The 17,611-nt window shown below is 42.3% G+C and carries 24 protein-coding genes and 1 pseudogene; 4 read left to right on the top strand and 21 right to left on the bottom strand.

Translation table 11 applies throughout. From position 1 onward, the window contains the following. Positions 1 to 9 precede the first annotated feature (9 nt). The 3 genes and pseudogenes from AC3CAU_RS05290 (at position 10) to AC3CAU_RS05280 (ending at position 1,480) form a co-directional block, all read left to right on the top strand. Complete coding sequence (locus AC3CAU_RS05290) at positions 10 to 219, top strand: YheV family putative zinc ribbon protein (RefSeq protein ID WP_171459170.1); 210 nt, start codon at positions 10 to 12, stop codon at positions 217 to 219. 15 nt (positions 220 to 234) lie between these two features. Next, positions 235 to 666, top strand: coding sequence for a hypothetical protein (locus AC3CAU_RS05285; protein ID WP_424619721.1), 432 nt, complete (start codon positions 235 to 237; stop codon positions 664 to 666). A 61-nt stretch (positions 667 to 727) separates the two neighbouring features. Then, positions 728 to 1,480, top strand: a pseudogene (locus AC3CAU_RS05280) (EamA family transporter). A gap of 60 nt (positions 1,481 to 1,540) precedes the next feature. Here the strand turns inward: AC3CAU_RS05280 and AC3CAU_RS05275 are convergent. The 5 genes from AC3CAU_RS05275 to AC3CAU_RS05255 all read right to left on the bottom strand — a co-directional run bounded on the left by AC3CAU_RS05275 (position 1,541) and on the right by AC3CAU_RS05255 (position 6,785). Next, entirely contained in the window at positions 1,541 to 3,739 is a 2,199-nt protein-coding gene (locus AC3CAU_RS05275) for a TRAP transporter large permease subunit (RefSeq protein WP_447053664.1), read from the bottom strand. Between the two features lie 181 nt (positions 3,740 to 3,920). Then, positions 3,921 to 4,493, bottom strand: coding sequence for a rhombosortase (gene rrtA, locus AC3CAU_RS05270; protein WP_424619575.1), 573 nt, complete (start codon positions 4,491 to 4,493; stop codon positions 3,921 to 3,923). Positions 4,494 to 4,578: 85 nt separating this feature from the next. Beyond that, on the bottom strand, positions 4,579 to 5,631 hold the full coding sequence (locus AC3CAU_RS05265) for a hypothetical protein (RefSeq protein WP_131217784.1): 1,053 nt from the start codon (positions 5,629 to 5,631) through the stop codon (positions 4,579 to 4,581). 517 nt (positions 5,632 to 6,148) lie between these two features. Continuing rightward, the gene (locus tag AC3CAU_RS05260) at positions 6,149 to 6,535 is read right to left on the bottom strand and encodes a hypothetical protein (protein ID WP_131217785.1); all 387 of its coding nucleotides are present in this window, start codon (positions 6,533 to 6,535) and stop codon (positions 6,149 to 6,151) included. After that, positions 6,528 to 6,785: an FAD assembly factor SdhE gene (locus tag AC3CAU_RS05255; protein ID WP_424619572.1), complete on the bottom strand. Its 258-nt coding sequence runs from the start codon at positions 6,783 to 6,785 to the stop codon at positions 6,528 to 6,530. Before AC3CAU_RS05255 ends, AC3CAU_RS05260 begins: the two co-directional genes overlap by 8 nt. A gap of 187 nt (positions 6,786 to 6,972) precedes the next feature. Here AC3CAU_RS05255 and AC3CAU_RS05250 point away from each other — a divergent pair, with 187 nt between their 5' ends. Further along, a complete protein-coding gene (locus AC3CAU_RS05250) occupies positions 6,973 to 8,145 on the top strand; it encodes an acyl-CoA dehydrogenase family protein (RefSeq protein WP_447054343.1) in 1,173 nt (390 codons plus the stop codon). Between the two features lie 47 nt (positions 8,146 to 8,192). Here the strand turns inward: AC3CAU_RS05250 and AC3CAU_RS05245 are convergent, their stop codons facing one another. The 16 genes from AC3CAU_RS05245 to rplE form a co-directional block, all read right to left on the bottom strand. After that, positions 8,193 to 9,683 (bottom strand): flavin-containing monooxygenase, encoded by a 1,491-nt coding sequence (locus AC3CAU_RS05245; RefSeq protein WP_447053665.1) that lies wholly within the window; start codon positions 9,681 to 9,683, stop codon positions 8,193 to 8,195. A 203-nt stretch (positions 9,684 to 9,886) separates the two neighbouring features. Beyond that, entirely contained in the window at positions 9,887 to 10,252 is a 366-nt protein-coding gene (gene rplQ, locus AC3CAU_RS05240; protein WP_067726622.1) for a 50S ribosomal protein L17, read from the bottom strand. Positions 10,253 to 10,270: 18 nt separating this feature from the next. After that, a complete protein-coding gene (locus AC3CAU_RS05235) occupies positions 10,271 to 11,278 on the bottom strand; it encodes a DNA-directed RNA polymerase subunit alpha (protein WP_004650465.1) in 1,008 nt (335 codons plus the stop codon). Between the two features lie 18 nt (positions 11,279 to 11,296). After that, the gene (gene rpsD, locus AC3CAU_RS05230; RefSeq protein ID WP_131217788.1) at positions 11,297 to 11,920 is read right to left on the bottom strand and encodes a 30S ribosomal protein S4; all 624 of its coding nucleotides are present in this window, start codon (positions 11,918 to 11,920) and stop codon (positions 11,297 to 11,299) included. Between the two features lie 12 nt (positions 11,921 to 11,932). Further along, positions 11,933 to 12,319: a 30S ribosomal protein S11 gene (gene rpsK / locus AC3CAU_RS05225; protein WP_001040166.1), complete on the bottom strand. Its 387-nt coding sequence runs from the start codon at positions 12,317 to 12,319 to the stop codon at positions 11,933 to 11,935. 19 nt (positions 12,320 to 12,338) lie between these two features. Beyond that, positions 12,339 to 12,695, bottom strand: a complete 357-nt coding sequence (gene rpsM, locus AC3CAU_RS05220) for a 30S ribosomal protein S13 (protein WP_053579520.1) — start codon at positions 12,693 to 12,695, stop codon at positions 12,339 to 12,341. A 106-nt stretch (positions 12,696 to 12,801) separates the two neighbouring features. Continuing rightward, complete coding sequence (gene rpmJ / locus AC3CAU_RS05215) at positions 12,802 to 12,918, bottom strand: 50S ribosomal protein L36 (protein WP_000867907.1); 117 nt, start codon at positions 12,916 to 12,918, stop codon at positions 12,802 to 12,804. Positions 12,919 to 12,937: 19 nt separating this feature from the next. Next, positions 12,938 to 14,257, bottom strand: coding sequence for a preprotein translocase subunit SecY (gene secY, locus AC3CAU_RS05210; protein ID WP_171459172.1), 1,320 nt, complete (start codon positions 14,255 to 14,257; stop codon positions 12,938 to 12,940). A 45-nt stretch (positions 14,258 to 14,302) separates the two neighbouring features. Continuing rightward, positions 14,303 to 14,743: a 50S ribosomal protein L15 gene (rplO, locus tag AC3CAU_RS05205; RefSeq protein WP_067726631.1), complete on the bottom strand. Its 441-nt coding sequence runs from the start codon at positions 14,741 to 14,743 to the stop codon at positions 14,303 to 14,305. Between the two features lie 3 nt (positions 14,744 to 14,746). Further along, the gene (gene rpmD, locus AC3CAU_RS05200; protein WP_034682838.1) at positions 14,747 to 14,923 is read right to left on the bottom strand and encodes a 50S ribosomal protein L30; all 177 of its coding nucleotides are present in this window, start codon (positions 14,921 to 14,923) and stop codon (positions 14,747 to 14,749) included. Between the two features lie 6 nt (positions 14,924 to 14,929). Next, positions 14,930 to 15,427, bottom strand: a complete 498-nt coding sequence (gene rpsE / locus AC3CAU_RS05195; protein ID WP_086164633.1) for a 30S ribosomal protein S5 — start codon at positions 15,425 to 15,427, stop codon at positions 14,930 to 14,932. Positions 15,428 to 15,429: 2 nt separating this feature from the next. Further along, entirely contained in the window at positions 15,430 to 15,780 is a 351-nt protein-coding gene (gene rplR / locus AC3CAU_RS05190; RefSeq protein WP_086184234.1) for a 50S ribosomal protein L18, read from the bottom strand. A gap of 14 nt (positions 15,781 to 15,794) precedes the next feature. Next, positions 15,795 to 16,328 carry a 50S ribosomal protein L6 gene (gene rplF / locus AC3CAU_RS05185; RefSeq protein ID WP_131217789.1) on the bottom strand — a complete coding sequence of 178 codons (534 nt, stop codon included), beginning with the start codon at positions 16,326 to 16,328 and terminating at the stop codon, positions 15,795 to 15,797. Positions 16,329 to 16,341: 13 nt separating this feature from the next. Continuing rightward, a complete protein-coding gene (rpsH, locus tag AC3CAU_RS05180) occupies positions 16,342 to 16,737 on the bottom strand; it encodes a 30S ribosomal protein S8 (protein WP_067726639.1) in 396 nt (131 codons plus the stop codon). Positions 16,738 to 16,750: 13 nt separating this feature from the next. Next, a complete protein-coding gene (gene rpsN / locus AC3CAU_RS05175) occupies positions 16,751 to 17,056 on the bottom strand; it encodes a 30S ribosomal protein S14 (RefSeq protein ID WP_086164635.1) in 306 nt (101 codons plus the stop codon). Between the two features lie 9 nt (positions 17,057 to 17,065). After that, positions 17,066 to 17,602, bottom strand: coding sequence for a 50S ribosomal protein L5 (gene rplE, locus AC3CAU_RS05170; protein ID WP_131217790.1), 537 nt, complete (start codon positions 17,600 to 17,602; stop codon positions 17,066 to 17,068). Positions 17,603 to 17,611: the final 9 nt, after the last annotated feature.

Genomic DNA, 17,611 nt, shown 5'->3' with positions numbered 1-17,611 from the left:
AAGATGGCTATTAAACGTCGTTTCATTGCAGGTGCAAAATGTCCTAAATGTGAAGCGCTAGATAGAGTGGTCATGCTTACCTCTGGCGAAGACGAATGGATTGAATGCGTCGAATGCGATTATACAGAAAACCGCCCGACGCATATTGATGAACCAGAAATGCCGGAAGTACCGGATGAGATTGGCGTCATTCAGTTCAAACCTCGTCAGCCAAAATAATAACAGGTTCAATACATGACGTTAGATCAAAGAAATAGCCCAAAACTTTTATTGGGCATTACTGGGGGATTAGTTGCAATCATTGTGCTTTTTTTGGCATATCAATGGTTTTTTGCAACATCGAACGAAGTACTTGCTGAACATGAAGCAACAAGCTTAAATACTCCGGCAAAGCCTGCTGCTTCTGCTGAAGTGAAACCGAATGAAAGCCCAGTTGCAACCGATGAAAAACCCATTCAATTGGTCGATGAAAAAATTCTGAAAGCAGCTGTTCCAGAGAATGAGTCCTTAGCCAAAGAAGAAATTGCTAAACTGGAAGATATTCAAAAGCAATTGAATGATCAGGAAGCTGTGTTAAAAGCACAACATGCAGATGCCAACGATTTAGTTGCACTCAAACAAGAGCAGATTAAATTACTTGAAGCCCAACTGGCTCAAAAACAATAATTCTATAATTGAAGATTCGGCTAAAATAGCAGCAAATATTCTAGCTGATTTTTTCAGGCCCATAGCTACAAGCAATCGTAGTTTATTTAAAGTGCTTGCTTTACTCACCTGCTTTGCTTTTCTCTTTTCCCTGAGGGATATATGCATTGGTTATGCCTCACCTACTGTCAACAATCCCAGCCTTGTATTTTTCCGAAATTTTGTCGGCTTATTGCTTTTTTTCATTTTTAAGCAAGGGACAGGGTTTTTAAGACTGAGAAATCGGGATGCATAACTTAACGTGCAGTCATTGGGTTGATTACTTAGGTATTGCTCAAAGAGGAAATCATGTTTGTTGCAGCAGCAATTGGTTTAATCGGTGTCATATTCGTCGCTAGGGCTGATGCAGGGATATTTAATCAAATGGGGGTGATTGGGTTGAATGCAAGCTTCTTGGCCGCCATGGTATTTGTCACCGTTCGAGTACTGACCAGTACCAAGTCACCTGAAAAAATCGGGTTTAATTTCTGTTTTATCGGTACGCTTATTTCCACTGTTTTGGCTCTGGGAGCCTTATTCATGGGCTGAACTCAGTTTTCTAACTTATGCAGGATTACGGCGAATATCAGGTAAATCTTTATGTCGAATGCCTATAAACTTGTACCTGCGGGGGTAGATTGGGCCGGTAAATTATATTGCGATTATTTTTGCCGGCATTTAAATTTTTATATTTTGGCGGGAAACACCAGATCAATATAATTTGATGGGTTTTATATTGATTCTTAGTACAATTGTACTGTATAGCCCTTTAGGACTAAAACGCTCAACGCAATAAATAAAAATAACCTGTCCTTAAAAAAGCACCCGAAGATGCTTTTTTCTTATCGCTTAAAAATTATTGATACCAGTCAAACAGTCTAAAAATATACGGCGCATAGGTCACAATCAGTAAGGATGGGAACAACACCATAATCGGCAATAACCAGCGCTCATAGCGGTAATAGAACTTGGTATATTTTGCTTTGGCTTCTGCATCGGCCGCCCGAACCTCATCTTCTCCGACAGACATCCTTGTCAAGAGATGATTCAGGGCGACGGGCGGTGTGACATACCCCAACTCAAAGGCAACCAGTACAATCATCCAGAAATGAATTGGATGAATACCATTTTCATAAGCCACCGGTGCAATGGTTGCAGCCACCAGAATCACTGCACCAAACGGGTCTGTGGTCATGCCAATAATAGCCAGTAACAAGGCGATGAATGCGAGTGAAATATAGATGTTACCCAAATGCGTTGGCAATAACTCAACCACTTCACTACGTTCAATCAGGCCACCGACACTGGCAGACAAGGCCATCAAGATGATGAGTGCACCAATATGTCCAACGGTTTCTGCCGATGCAAACCAGAGTGAATGACCAAAACCACGTGCTTTTTCTCCCGCATGCGACGTATGCTCACGCATAAAAGTCGATTGATTTTCATGTTCCAAAGCCAACGCAGCATGGCGGTCTGGCGGAGTTGCAAAACGATCACCCCACCACTTATCAAACATAATATAAGCAATCAAAATAATCGGAAGAATCACAGGTGCGGTGAATTCATCCATTTTGGTGTCTAGACCATATTTATATAAAACAATCACGATAATCGTAATTACGATATAAGGAATCACGGGAATAATGGCCTTCAACATGCCTGGTACAGCAACTTTCGGTGAATTGACCCGGAAACGCGTTTCAGCCAGATAGAGCGATACCCCAAGGAAGATCAGTGCAGTGAGCCAGAAGACGTAAATACCATGATTAAACAGCTCATCTGAAGTCACATGACGACTGTCCAACATCGAAATCAAAATCACCAGTAGACATGGACGAATCACCACCCCCAGCGAACCCGACATTGCAGATACGGCCAAGGCATATTGACGACGTGAACCCGAATTCCATACTTCCTTATAAATAATCGCACCTGCAGCCACAACGAAAATCCCCGAAGCACCGGTATAAGCAGTTGGAATCGCAGCAGCAATCAAAATGAGCCAGGTCAGGGTTTCCGGTGCCAAATTCCACGGACGTAAAATTCCTAAGAACAAATCCATAACCCGGGTTTGGGTCAGCAACATCCCTGCCCAAATAAACAGTGCAAGGTTTAAGAAAATGCCTGAGAATTCAACTAAAATCCCCAGGTAAATCCCTTGCCCCATCGGATAATCCATGACAAAGGTAAAGACCACCCCGGTCACTAATGCCATGTAGGCATAAAGAGGCACACTCAGTAAAGCTAAGCCAAAATTTCCTTTGCCTTCTTGCTTGGCTGCAGGTGGCTTAATAAACTGGAGCAAACTAATTAAGGTCAGGCTAACAAACAGGAAAATCCATAGCCAGTAAACCACCAGCGTTTCATAACTCGAGGTCACACCTGAATTGATGATTGAATGATATTGACTAAGTACAGATGAAGTCAGTAAACCATTACCGAGCACCATAAACAGCGCATAAACCCGATAATCCAGTTTCGTTGTCGGAGCACGCAGGCCAATATGATGAAACTTCACCGATGCGGTAATCGCAGCGACCACCACCATTAGCAACAAAATGATGACGCGATTTTCTGTACCAAATTTAAAAACACCGAAGAACGAGGTTTCAATGGTTCGATACGTTCTTAGGCTGGGATGATCATTAATATATTGCACCGCTTTGTCATAGAACTGATATTTTTCTTCACACTGTTGTTGTCCCGCCAAGACTGAAGCACGCACGTCTGCTTCCGAGGTGGTACCAAAAATATCGGCAAATTCATCATTGGCATTGGATTTCATTTGCTTCTGGACTTGCGCATCTACATCAGGATGGCGGTCACAAGTGGGCGATACCGGCTCTGCGCGCAGAAAAGAATATTGCATGCCAATGCCGTGATTGCCATACAAGCGCTCGCCGACCCGTAACAACTGACCATGAATCATCTCACCAGTACCGATGATGAGGGTAAGCAAAAGTAGTAATAGAATGACAAAAGTCGAGATCCACTCTGTCCATATGTAACGTAACAGACCTAATCCTGATCTGTTATTTTCATCATTTTGCATGTGCATTCCTATTTTTATCTTGGTCATTGCCACAGGTTCAGCAATACCAACTTTCCTCTTTCGAATAGAAAATATCCTTTCTCTATTCAATCTCTTTATTGTTATGAACAAATTTGCATCAATTCTGTATGAATAAAAATGACAATATGCATTTTCTTTTATGTTTTAAATGTCAATCTCATCACTCTTCAAAAAAATAATCCCATAAAATATAAAATATTGCGATAATTACTCCCCCAATTACCCCCAATAAATGTGCCTCAACCAATACCGGGCTGCCAATCAGTTCGGCCGTCCCTACACTGCCGATGGTATTTTCCCAAATCAATTTGGCCAGAATAAGAAACAAGACAAATGCTGCAAAATTACGCTCTTTCTTATATAACAAATGTACGCAGGCAACCGTGACATAAGCGCCATGCAAGACCCCCGACAACCCTGCATAGGCCTCAATATCAGGAAAGAAATAGTAGAAACACAGACTGATAAATAATGGAAGTAAAAGAAGCAAAGCAACAAAATGCCAGACTTTTACCCGTGGGAAAATGAAAGGTAAACAGGCAAAAGCCAGCATGTTCAGCGCGTAATGGATCCACCCTACATGCACCCAATGCCCGGTCCAGAGACGCCAAAACTCTTGAAACAAGCCTGCTTGCCAATATATAAATGAATCCGCGAAAACTTGAAGACATGCCGAAAATGACACCACTATTGCAATAAAAACAATTTTCCGGATGAGAAATTGATCTTTCATTGACATGCCCCCCATTTAAAAATGATTTATCAAAGATTAAATCATCCATTCAGGCCAATTAAAATGCTCTTTTAACCGACTCAACTCAGGATTTAGCCGTCACATCTTCATTAAATAAATCATCGAGTTCTGCAGTGTTCTCTTTATCATCCCAGAAACGCTGCATTCCATCCTCACTAGTACGAATACCGGTATGTTCAGTCCAGTATCGGTCTGAAATACCCTGTACCATATTCTTCGCCATACTATCCACCAGCTTAAATTGCGGATTCACCGGTTTTTCTTCTGAACGTGAAGCTGCAAAGGTTTTTAATGCATCACGAATTTTGGCATCATCCCCACTGGCCTGTGCAGCAACGGCATATAAGGCATGTGACAAGCGTACCCCTTTTTGCTCACCCAATTTCACAGATTCTTTCAAGGTTTGATATGGATCAGGCTTACCTTCTCCCGCACCTGGTAACAGCGTCCAAATCACCGCACGAGCAGCATTGGGTGCACCCCAAAATTTGGCGTTGTCTACACATGTCATGCCCCGTTCAACCACTGCAGCAATATCTTTCGGAACATTAATTGCCCCACCAGAATTAATGTCATTGGTCATGGCTTGCAAACCGCTAATCATCCCCATCAAATAAACGGTTTGATCCAGATCACTCTTCATTTTCGGGCAATCTTCGCCCAGTTTCTTGTTATATTTTGCTTCCCAACGACTTTCCAGAAGCTGATAACCTGCGTATTGACGTTGCGCAGCAATCGCAGCCCAGCGTTTTTGTTCTATACGGGCATCCTGAGCTTCTGAAACTTGACCAGCTTTTGAGGCACGTAAATAGCGTAACTCTGATTCGAGTGCCTGATTTTCAGCGCAAATTCCAGATGAAGCATATAAAAGAACGGCAATACGGGTCGGATCTGCGCCCATATCTTTGGTTGACATAATCGCTGGAGTCAATGCACTCCCCGAATTACACGCCATGTCAGCATCATCCATTGCTAAAATAGGCGGTACAATATGTTTCTCACTAAAACCAAGTGCAATATTTGCCCCTGATTTAACCACTTGAGAACAACCTGATAATAAAGAACTTGCAACTGCAATAACTGCCATACCCTGGCATATTTTTTGGACTCTCGACATTTTCCTGTCCTCTATAATTGTGTTTATGTCCATAGCAACTAAACATATCAGATGCGAAATCTGAATAAAAGAGCATTTACTCTAATCAGATTAGCTACTTTGCCATGAAATGAAGCTAGGAAAATTGACTGGATTCAATGAAGTTATAATTTTTGGGCAAAAAAAAGTAGCATTGCGACGGTTCGGCACATGCTACTTATTAAGGGGTAAAAGCCTAACGGCTTTCATGTCGTGCAAATCGATCCTTCAGCACTGTTCCTAGTCGTCCAATAACAACTGCCAAAACAATCGCTACCACCAGAAACATCCAAGTTGGAATCACCATCATGATTTCCTCATTTGCTGTTGGTAGATTTAATGTACATTTAGTGCAAATAATTAACAAGAAAAGCTGTCTAACAATAAGTATATTTCTTAATTTTATATTCAACCTGTCTTACAAAGCTCAGTTAAAATTTTACATATATTTGATTATTAATATTTTAATTATAATTTTAAAGATTTAATTGTCTAACAATCAAATCAGTTTCGCCAATTTCTTTAATGCTTTCCATTGTTTTAACGGCAACTGATCAATCCAAATCAGTAACGGTTTTTCCTGAAAATGCTGGAAATAAACCACAATATAAAGTTGATGATCAATAATATGACTAATCGAAACACGTTTAATCTGTCTGGATTTGACACTAGAGAGTGACCACTCTCGCGCCTCTAAATGTTCAAAGTACATGGGTTGCGGGGCTTTTAAACCATAGGCATAAGCCATTACACCCAACAACACGCAAAACAACCATAACCATGGCGACAACAGTTGCTGCAAAAGTGCAATCACAAGAATAAAAATGATCAACTGAAACACAAAGGCCAAGCGGCTGCGTTTCAGTTGAAAAGATCGATTAACCATGTACGTAATGTTTCAGCTTATTAATCAAATCTTTCATCTCTGGACGTGGCGGTTCAGACACTTCCATAAACCAATCCAGTAAGTCTGGGTCTTCTTGCGCTACTAAATCAGCAAAAGTTTCTTTCTCTGCTGCATCGGCTTGTAAATAATGATTTTTGACATAAGGGTCAAAGTACACATCAATTTCTTTTAAACCACGACGGGCACGGTAAATGACTTTGCGTTCTTCCAAGCTTATTTCTTCACTCATAGCATTCCCCAACAGTATGCAAATTTTTGCTAGTTTACCTTATCAGTGCGGCAAGTTTCGAGCCATTTCCTGCAATTGACAAAATTCATCATTTAGGTTAAATATTTGAGCATTCAGCACATTGTCGCTTGTTCATAGATCTTTTACTTTCTATACAACAATGACTCTGAAAATGGACAGAATAAAAATGCAATCAGGTACGATTCGACCAATAGCCAACATGTTGCCACGCAATTTATTCACAGCAGAGCATGAAGCCTTCCGTGAAACCGTGCGCAAGTTTTATGAAAAAGAAGTGGTTCCCAATATTGAAAGATATGAGCAGCAACAACATGTTGATCGCGAATTATGGAATAAAGCCGGTGATATGGGATTGCTCTGTGCAACCATGCCTGAGGCATATGGCGGCTCAGGCGTTGACCGGCTTTACAGCATGATTTTGATTGAAGAACAAGCTTACGCGATGGATTCATCCACAGGCTTTTCCCTGCACTCGGATATTGTTGCCAACTACTTAAATAATTTCGGCAATGAACAACAAAAAAAGCTATGGTTACCGAAAATGGCGAGCGGTGAAGTGGTTACTGCGATAGCCATGACCGAACCCGGAACAGGATCAGACCTGCAAGCAGTACGTACTACTGCGATCTTGGATGGTGAAGATTATGTGATTAATGGTTCAAAAATCTTTATCACCAATGGCTATTTATGCGATATGGCCATCGTGGTCTGCAAAACGGGCAGTGCAGATAAAGGTTCTGCCAATTTATCATTACTTATTGTTGAGGCGGATCGAGTAGGTTTTAACAAAGGAAAACCACTCAACAAGATTGGTATGAAGGGACAAGATACCTGTGAATTGTTCTTCGATAATGTCCGCGTACCTAAAGAAAATTTGCTTGGTATGGAAGGCATGGGTTTTATGATGCTGATGAAAGAGTTGGCCTGGGAACGCATGTTGGTTGCGATCATTTGCCAAGCTGGCGCAGAAGCTGCATTCGCTCATACGGTAAAATACACCAAAGAGCGGCAAGCCTTTGGTAAACCGATCAGCACTTTCCAAAATACGCGGTTCAAACTTGCCGAATTGCGTACTGAAATTGATTTCTGTCGTGCTTATTTAGACCGTTGCATGGAATTACAGCTTGAAGAAAAACTTGGCATTGATGCAGCTGCTGCTGCGAAGTACAAAATTTCCGAGATGTTTTCCAAAGTTGTCGATGAATGTCTGCAATTGCATGGCGGCTATGGCTACATGATGGAATACCCGATTGCACGAGCCTATATTGATAACCGTGCCAACCGGATCTATGCAGGAACCAACGAGATTATGAAAGAATTAATCTCTCGTTCCCTTTAAGTAAAATAAAAAAGGAGCTCATGCTCCTTTTTTATCTATCATGTAAATTAAGACACTAATTTAGGTTTAGGTGAAACTTGTGTACTGTGTTTTTGAAACTTAAGTACAGCATCATCAAATCTGGCATTTTTTAGTACTTTGCGGTCAGCCAGATAATTATTGGTCACGTTCCAAGGCGCATGTTTACCTTGTTTCGGCATTACATCCGCTGCACGTGCAATATAACCTGAAGATAAGCTCCCCATGACAGTATCTTCCATCAATTCAGTCTGATCACCTTGAGCAATCACTTGGTCGTAGCCACTCTTGTCCATGTAATTGATCAGACGACAAATATATTCTGCTGCAATATCAACTTTAAGCGTCCAGGATGCGTTGATATACCCGATAATCATCGCCATATTGGGTACATCGCTAACCATTATCCCTTGATACAACATATGCTTAGAAGTATCCATAGGTTTCCCATCAATGGTCGCTTTAATACCGCCTAAAATTTGAATTTCTAGCCCTGTCGCAGAGACAATAATGTCGGCATCCAAATGTTGACCTGATTTCAGCTGAATCCCATTTTCAGTAAATTTCTCAATCTGATCCGTTTCGACACTTGCTTTACCTGAGCGTAATACCTTGAATAAATCTCCATCAGGTACTACACAGAGACGTTGATCCCAGGGGTTATAAGATGGGGTAAAGTGCTTCATATCCACTTTACCCTTGAGCTGCATCTCAATGGATTTGAGTAATAATTTACGCAGCAATTTCGGCTGCTTTTGAGCAAGGGCATAAATACCACGTTGCATTCCAATATTTCGGGCTCGCGTTAGTTTGTAAGCAAGCGCTTCGGGCAAGACTTTACGCATTTTGTCATAAACAAAATCAATCGAAGGGACAGAAGCAATATAAGTCGGAGAACGTTGCAGCATCGTGACGTGCGTTGCTCCCCCTTTCGCCATTGCCGGAACCAGGGTGATGGCAGTTGCACCACTGCCGATAATCACGACTTTTTTATCTGCATAGTCGAAATTTTCGGGCCAATGTTGGGGATGAATGAGCGTGCCTTTAAACGCTGCTTGATTTGGAAAATCCGGTTGGAAACCTTGGTCATAGTTGTAGTAACCAGTGCAACCTAGGACAAAATTGGCAGTCCAGGTTTGTTGCGTTTGATTTGCATCTTCAATTTTTACCACCCACTTACTGATTGAAGAATCATAATTGGCAGCTAGCACACGATGCTTAAAATGAATTTTGGTTTTTAATTGGTATTCATCCACGACTTCAGACAAATAACCTTTAATGGATGCCCCATCTGCGAGCACATTGGCCTTTTGCCACGGCTTAAAATTAAAGCCAAAGGTCGACATATCAGAGTCCGAACGAATTCCGGGATAGTTAAATAAATCCCATGTCCCACCGAAACTTTCACGACGCTCAATAATATCAAATTGACGTTGTGGACAGTTCTTTGAAAGATGTGCAGCAAGACCAATGCCTGAAATACCTGCGCCCACAATCAAAATATCAATGTGCTTTTCCATATTCTTTTTATAACCTTGTTGAACTTTATTTTATTAAACCATAATTCTGACAATACACAATGTCAAGTTCCAATAAATCTGACAAAAAATATATCAGTCCAGGCCAAAATCTAAAATTATCCAGCTATGAAAAATAATCAGGCATAAAAAAAGACCGGTGAAACACCGGTCTTTTTCGAACAACTGAAGTTCTTTTTGCGAAATTATTTAACTTCGCGATCTACTAGCTCAACGTAAGCCATCGGTGCAGCATCACCTGCACGGAAGCCCGCTTTAAGAACACGTAGATAGCCGCCGTTACGTTCTTTGTAACGAGGGCCAAGAACTGTAAATAATTTACCTACAGTTGCAGCTGAACGAGTGCGAGCAAACGCCAAACGACGGTTTGCTACAGAATCGACTTTAGCTAAAGTGATTAAAGGCTCAGCAACACGACGTAATTCTTTTGCTTTAGGAACAGTAGTTTTAATTAACTCATGTTCGAACAAAGAATTAGCCATGTTTTGGAACATCGCTTTACGATGACTGCTTGTACGGCCTAATTTCACACCACTATTACGATGACGCATGGTGATAGTCCTACTTAATTAACGACTACGATAAGCAAAGCGATCGTCCATGCGGAGGCTAGCCGGTGGCCAGTTCTCTAAACGCATGCCCAATTGCAAGCCTTTCGATGCCAGAACATCTTTGATTTCAGTTAACGATTTTTTACCTAAGTTAGGAGTTTTTAACAACTCCACTTCAGTACGTTGAACCAAATCACCGATGTAGTAAATATTTTCTGCTTTCAAACAGTTAGCAGAACGAACAGTAAGCTCTAGATCATCTACTGGACGAAGCAAGATTGGATCCACTTCTTCGCGAGGCTCTTGAGCAACAGGAGCTTGATCTTTCTGAAGATCAACAAAAATTGCAATTTGTTGTTGCAAGATTGTTGCCGCTTTGCGGATGGCTTCTTCTGGATCAACCGTACCATTGGTCTCAAGATCAATGATCAATTTATCAAGGTCAGTACGCTGTTCTACACGAGCATTTTCAACTGTGTAAGACACGCGTTTAATTGGGCTATAAGAAGCATCTAACTGTAAACGACCTACAGGGCGAGTTTCGCCTTCTGGGAAACGTGAGTCAGAAGTCTCATAACCACGGCCTTGAGAAACTTTCAGGCGCATTTTCAATGAGCCTGAAGCACTTAAAGTGCCAATCAAATGCTCAGGGTTTACCACTTCAACATTATGAGGTAAACGAAGATCGGCGGCAGTTACGTCGCCAGGACCTTGTTTTTCTAATGTCAAATATGCTTCGTTTTGATCGAACAGCTTAATCGACAATCCTTTTAGGTTCAGCAAGAGCTCGACGATGTCCTGCTGCAAGCCTTCCAAGGTACTGTACTCGTGCTCAACCCCTTCTATTTCAACTTCCACCACAGCAGCGCCAGGTAAAGAAGAAAGAAGGATACGACGTAAAGCATTACCCAGAGTATGACCAAAGCCACGCTCTAAGGGTTCCAGAATCACTTTTGCCGAGGTCCCGCTAGCCGCTTCGACCTTGATCGCTTGCGGAGTTAGAAACTCATTTGCAGTACGCGTCATTATTGCTACCTCAAGGGATTATTTAGAATACAATTCTACAATCAAGCTTTCGTTGATTTCAGCAGGTAAATCAGAACGATCCGGTGCAGCTTTAAACGTACCTTCCAATTTTGAATGGTCAACTTCCATCCAAGAAGGAATACCACGTTGAGTAGCTAACTCGATTGCGCCTTTAATACGCAATTGTTGTTTAGCACCTTCGTGAACTGCAATCACGTCACCCGCTTTAACTTGGATTGAAGCGATGTTAACGCGACGACCATTTAAAGTGATTGAACGGTGAGATACAAGCTGACGAGCTTCTGCACGTGTAGAACCAAAACCCATGCGATAAACAACGTTATCAAGACGGCTTTCTAGCAATTTCAACAAGTTTTCACCTGTTGCGCCTTTAACACGAGCAGCTTCTTTATAGTAATTACTAAATTGACGTTCTAACACACCATACGTACGACGTACTTTTTGTTTTTCACGTAATTGTAGTGAGTACTCAGATTGTTTTGCGCGGCTTTGACCATGTTGGCCAGGAGCTTTTGCATGTTTTTTTGTCTTAACGTCAAACGGTTTAACGCCTGATTTAAGTTGCAGGTCTGTCCCTTCGCGGCGAGAGAGTTTGCATTTTGGACCAATATAACGAGCCATGAATGTTTCTCCTTACACGCGACGTTTTTTAGGTGGACGACAACCGTTGTGCGGGATTGGCGTCACATCGGTAATGCTGTTAATTTTATAACCCACTGCACCTAAAGCACGAACCGCAGATTCACGACCGGGACCAGGACCTTTTACAAGGACGTCCAAGTTTTTCAAACCGTAATCTAAAGCAGCTTTACCAGCAACTTCAGCAGCTACCTGAGCAGCAAACGGAGTTGATTTACGTGATCCACGGAAGCCTTGTCCACCCGAAGTGGCCCAAGCCAGTGCATTACCTTGACGATCGGTAATAGTCACAATGGTGTTATTAAAAGAAGCGTGAATGTGTGCAACACCTTCAGAGACGGTACGGGTGACCTTCTTGCGTGTGCGAGTATCTTTAGCCATCTTTTAGCTTCCAGAAATCTTATTTCTTAATAGGTTTGCGCGGACCTTTACGGGTACGTGCGTTAGTTTTGGTGCGTTGTCCACGGACAGGCAAGCTGCGACGATGACGAAGACCGCGGTAGCAGCCTAAATCCATTAAACGTTTAATGTTCATGGAAATTTCGCGACGTAAATCACCTTCGGTCGGAACCTTAGTAATTTCTGCACGAATCGCATCAAGTTGAGCATCATCCAATTCACGGATCTTAGTAGTAGTTGGAATACCTACAGCAGCTAAGATGTTCTTAGCAGTGTGGCGACCAATACCAAAAATATACGTGAGGGAGATAACAGCATGCTTGTTATCCGGAATGTTTACACCGGCAATACGAGCCATTCACTTTCTCCAAAAAGGCAGTAGAGATAATCAACCGCCCGACAAAAACCTTGAGGGGCGGATATTAACCCAATTCACCTACTGAAATCAACAGGTCTTGATCAGATTAACCTTGACGCTGTTTATGACGAGGTTCTGCGCTACAAATCACGCGGATAACCCCATTACGACGGATAACTTTACAGCTACCACAAATTTTTTTAACAGAAGCTTGTACTTTCATGATGAAACCTCAAGTGCGCTTATCCCTTAGGATGAGCAGTCGTTTTTCTCATTAACGTTTGATTATCGTATTGATGCGAGGTGAGATGTGCTTGTAGCTGAGCCATAAAGTCCATCACGACTACCACAACGATCAGCAAAGAGGTACCACCCAAAGAGAATGGAATACCAAATGAGCTTTGTAACACCATCGGCATTAAACAAATCACTGTGATATAAATCGCGCCAATAAAGGTCAAACGATTGAGAATATGATCTAAGTAACGAGCAGTTTGCTCACCTGGACGAATACCAGGCACATAAGCTCCGCTGCGTTTCAAGTTCTCTGCGACTTCTTTAGGGCTAAATACTAGCGCAGTATAGAAGTAACAGAAAAAGATAATTAACGCACCAAAGAGCACCAAATACAACGGCTGTCCAGGCGACAACACGAGTGCCAAATCTTGCAAGCCACGTTTGATAATTCCTGCACTAGGATCAGCACTACCCACCCATTGCCCTAAGCTCGCAGGGAACAAAAGCAATGAACTAGCAAAAATTGCCGGGATAACACCCGCCATATTAATTTTTAATGGCAAATGTGTCTGCTGTGCAGTAAATACACGACGACCTTGTTGTTTTTGAGCGTAATTGACTGCTATGCGACGTTGTGCTTTTTCAATAAACACAATCGCTGCTAACACACCTATAGACAATAAACCAAAGATTGCCAAGCCGATAAGACTTGTTTGACCATTATCTACTGATGATAAAGACTGCATAATTAAATTCGGCAATCCTGCAACAATGCCCGCAAAGATGATCATGGATATACCATTCCCTACTCCGCGTTCAGTAATTTGCTCACCCAACCACATCAAGAACATCGTACCCGCGACCAGTGAAGTTACGGCAGGAATGTAAAAAGCCAGGCCTCCAGTCAAAGTAATTCCTTGACTAATAAGCCCTGCACACATCCCTACAGACTGCACAAGTGCCAGCAACAATGTACCTTGTCGCGTATATTGATTAATCTTACGCTTACCTTGCTCGCCTTCTTTCTTTAAAGCTTCCAGCGAAGGAACAACCGTAGACATTAACTGCACAATAATTGAAGCAGAAATGTAAGGCATGATCCCTAAAGCAAGAATTGACATCCGCTCTAATGCACCACCAGAAAACATGTTAAACAAACCAAGGATAGTACCCTGGTTTGCATTAAAAAGATTTTCAAGTGCAGCATTATTAATGCCTGGTACTGGAATATGTGCTCCTAGTCGAAAGACCATTAATGCACCAATAAGGAACATCATTCGGCGAATTATTTCACGATATTTCACATGAAATGGCTGCCCTTTCATCATGTTGACATGACCTGAAGAACTAGGAGACATAGACACTAGCGATTACTCCTCGACTTTGCCGCCAGCAGCTTCAACAGCAGCTTTAGCGCCTTTAGTCAATGCAACACCTTGAATAGTGAATGCACGAGTAATATCACCAGAAAGTACGATACGAGCACGAGTCATATCTCTACGTACAACATTCGCTGCTTTTAAAGTTTCAAGTGAAACGATGTCACCTTCAACTTTAGCAAGCTCAGATAAACGTACTTCAGCAGTTTTCAAAGCCAATTGGCTAGTGAAGCCGAATTTAGGCAAACGACGATATAACGCAGTTTGACCGCCTTCGAAACCTGGACGTGTACCACCGCTCTTACGCGAATTTTGACCTTTGACACCACGGCCACCGGTCTTACCAACGCCAGAACCGATACCACGGCCTAGACGAAGGTTGTCACGCTTAGCACCTTCTGCAGGTGCAATAGTATTTAAACGCAGAGTCATGGCTTATTCCTCTACACTAACCATATAGTAGACTTGGTTGATCATACCGCGGTTAGAAGGCGTATCTTGCACTTCTACAGTATGACCAATACGACGCAGACCTAAACCTTGAAGGCTAAGCTTGTGATTTTTCAAGCGATGCGATGAAGATTTAGTCTGGGTAACTTTAATCGTTTTCATGATTGATTACCCTTGAATTTGTTCAACAGTAAGACCACGTTTCGCAGCGACTTTCTCAGGAGAAGTCATATCACGCAAACCTTTGAAAGTTGCGTTAACTACGTTAGCAGCATTTGTAGAACCGTAGCATTTTGTCAATACGTTATGTACGCCAACAGCTTCTAGAACTGCACGCATAGCACCACCAGCAATTACACCAGTACCTTCAGAAGCAGGTTGCATGTAAACGCGGCTTGCACCGTGACGAGCATTAATAGGGTGTTGCACAGTACCGTTAACAAGATCAACAGTAATCATGTTGCGACGAGCAGCTTCAAGTGCTTTAGAAATAGCAGCTGGAACTTCACGTGCTTTACCACGACCAAAACCTACGCGACCATTACCATCACCCACAACAGTTAATGCTGTGAAAGAGAAGATACGACCACCCTTAACAACTTTGGCTACACGATCAACGGCAACCAGCTTTTCAACAAGACCTTCGTTTTGTTCAACTTTAGCCATGATTAGAACTCCAAGCCGTTTTCACGAGCAGCATCAGCCAAGGCTTTGATACGACCATGATATTTAAAACCAGAACGGTCAAATGCAACTTTTGATACACCAGCTGCTTTAGCACGTTCTGCGATTAAAGCACCTACTTTTTGAGCTGCTTCAACGTTACCAGTTGTGCCAGCACGTAAAGTAGCATCTAAAGTTGAAGCTTGCGCTAAAACTTTGCCACCATCTGCTGAAATAACTTGAGCATAGATGTGACGCGGAGTGCGGTTTACACACAAGCGAGTCGCACCCAATGCACGAATGTGCAAGCGTGTGCTTTTCGCACGACGCAAACGGGATTGTTTCTTTTCGTTCATAAGAACCTCGCGCCTTATTTCTTCTTAGCTTCTTTACGAAGAACAACTTCATCCGAATAACGAACACCTTTACCTTTATAAGGCTCTGGTTCACGATATGAACGGATATCTGCAGCTACTTGACCCAACATATGTTTGCTTGCTGATTTCAAAATGATTTCAGTAGCAGTTGGAGTTTCAGCAGTTACACCTTCAGGAAGTTTATAATCGATTGGGTGGGAATAACCTAGGTTAAGATGAACAACATCACCTTTAACCGCAGCTTTATAACCAACACCGATTAGTTGTAACTTACGTTCGAAGCCTTCACTTACACCTTTTACAAGGTTGTTAAGCACAGCGCGAGCAGTACCAGCTTGCATCCAAGAATCTTTCGATTCTTTAACTGGAGCAATATTAAGCTGACCTTCTTCCTGTTTTAGCTCGACCAGCGCATGCAGGTTGAAAGACAATGTACCTTTACTGCCTTTCACTTCGACCTGCCGGCCGTTCTGAGTAACTGTAACACCGTTAGGCACAGTTACTGGGGCTTTAGCCACACGAGACATGAGGATTCACCTATTAAGAAACAAAAGCAATAACTTCACCACCGATACCAGCAGAACGTGCTGCGCGATCAGTCATGATGCCTTTGCTTGTAGAAACAATTGCAATACCTAAACCTTGCTTAACGCTCGGAAGTGCATCTTTACCGCGATATTGACGTAGACCTGGACGGCTTACGCGTTTCACAGTTTCGATAACTGGTTTGCCTTCAAAATATTTTAACGTAATTGTTAAAGTTGCTTTGCCTTCGGCATCAGCAACTTCTACGTTAGAAATGTAACCTTCTTGTTGAAGAACGTTAGCAATAGCAACCTTCAACTTAGAGTTAGGCATAGAAACAGTTTGTTTCTTAGCCATTTGTGCGTTACGAACACGGGTTAACATGTCGGCAACGGTATCTTGCATACTCATTTATAGTCGCTCCTTACCAGCTTGCCTTAACAACGCCCGGTACATCACCTTGCATTACTGTTTCACGTAATTTGTTACGGCTTAAGCCGAACTTACGGAAGTAACCATGAGGACGACCAGTTAAACCGCAACGGTTACGAAGACGTACTGGAGACGCATTACGTGGTAATGCTTGAAATTTCATCATCGCTTCGAAACGTTCTTCTTCTGATGCATTTACATTTGCAATGATTGCTTTTAATTCAGCACGCTTTGCAGCAAATTTAGCAACAGTAGCTTCGCGTTTCAATTCGCGATTAATCATACCTTTCTTAGCCATATCGACCTCTTATTTGAACGGGAAGCCGAATGCACGCATAAGCGCACGGCCTTCGTCATCGGTGCGAGCAGTCGTAGTAATGGTAATATCCATACCACGAATACGATCAATCTTATCGAAATCGATTTCAGGGAACATGATTTGCTCCTTGAGACCCATCGAGTAGTTACCACGACCATCAAATGATTTCGCAGAAAAACCGCGGAAGTCACGAATACGAGGGATCGCAATAGAGATCAAACGGTCTAAGAATTCGTACATACGTTCGCCGCGTAAAGTAACTTTACAACCAATCGGCCAACCATCACGGATTTTAAAACCTGCGATTGATTTACGAGCTAAAGTAAGTACTGGTTTTTGACCAGCAATTGCTTGCATATCAGAAAGAGCGCCGTCTAACAATTTCTTGTCAGCTGATGCAGCACCAACACCCATGTTGATGGTAATTTTTGTAATGCGTGGAATTTCCATCACATTCTTAACGCCCAAAGTTTCTAACAATTGAGCTTTAAGTTCTTCGTTGTAACGTGTTTTAAGTCTGGCCATGGCCTATAT

The organism is Acinetobacter sp. GG23 (genome assembly GCF_057766365.1).
The sequence above is the reverse complement of the archived record's forward strand: the minus strand, read 5'-3'. Positions and strand labels throughout refer to the sequence as shown.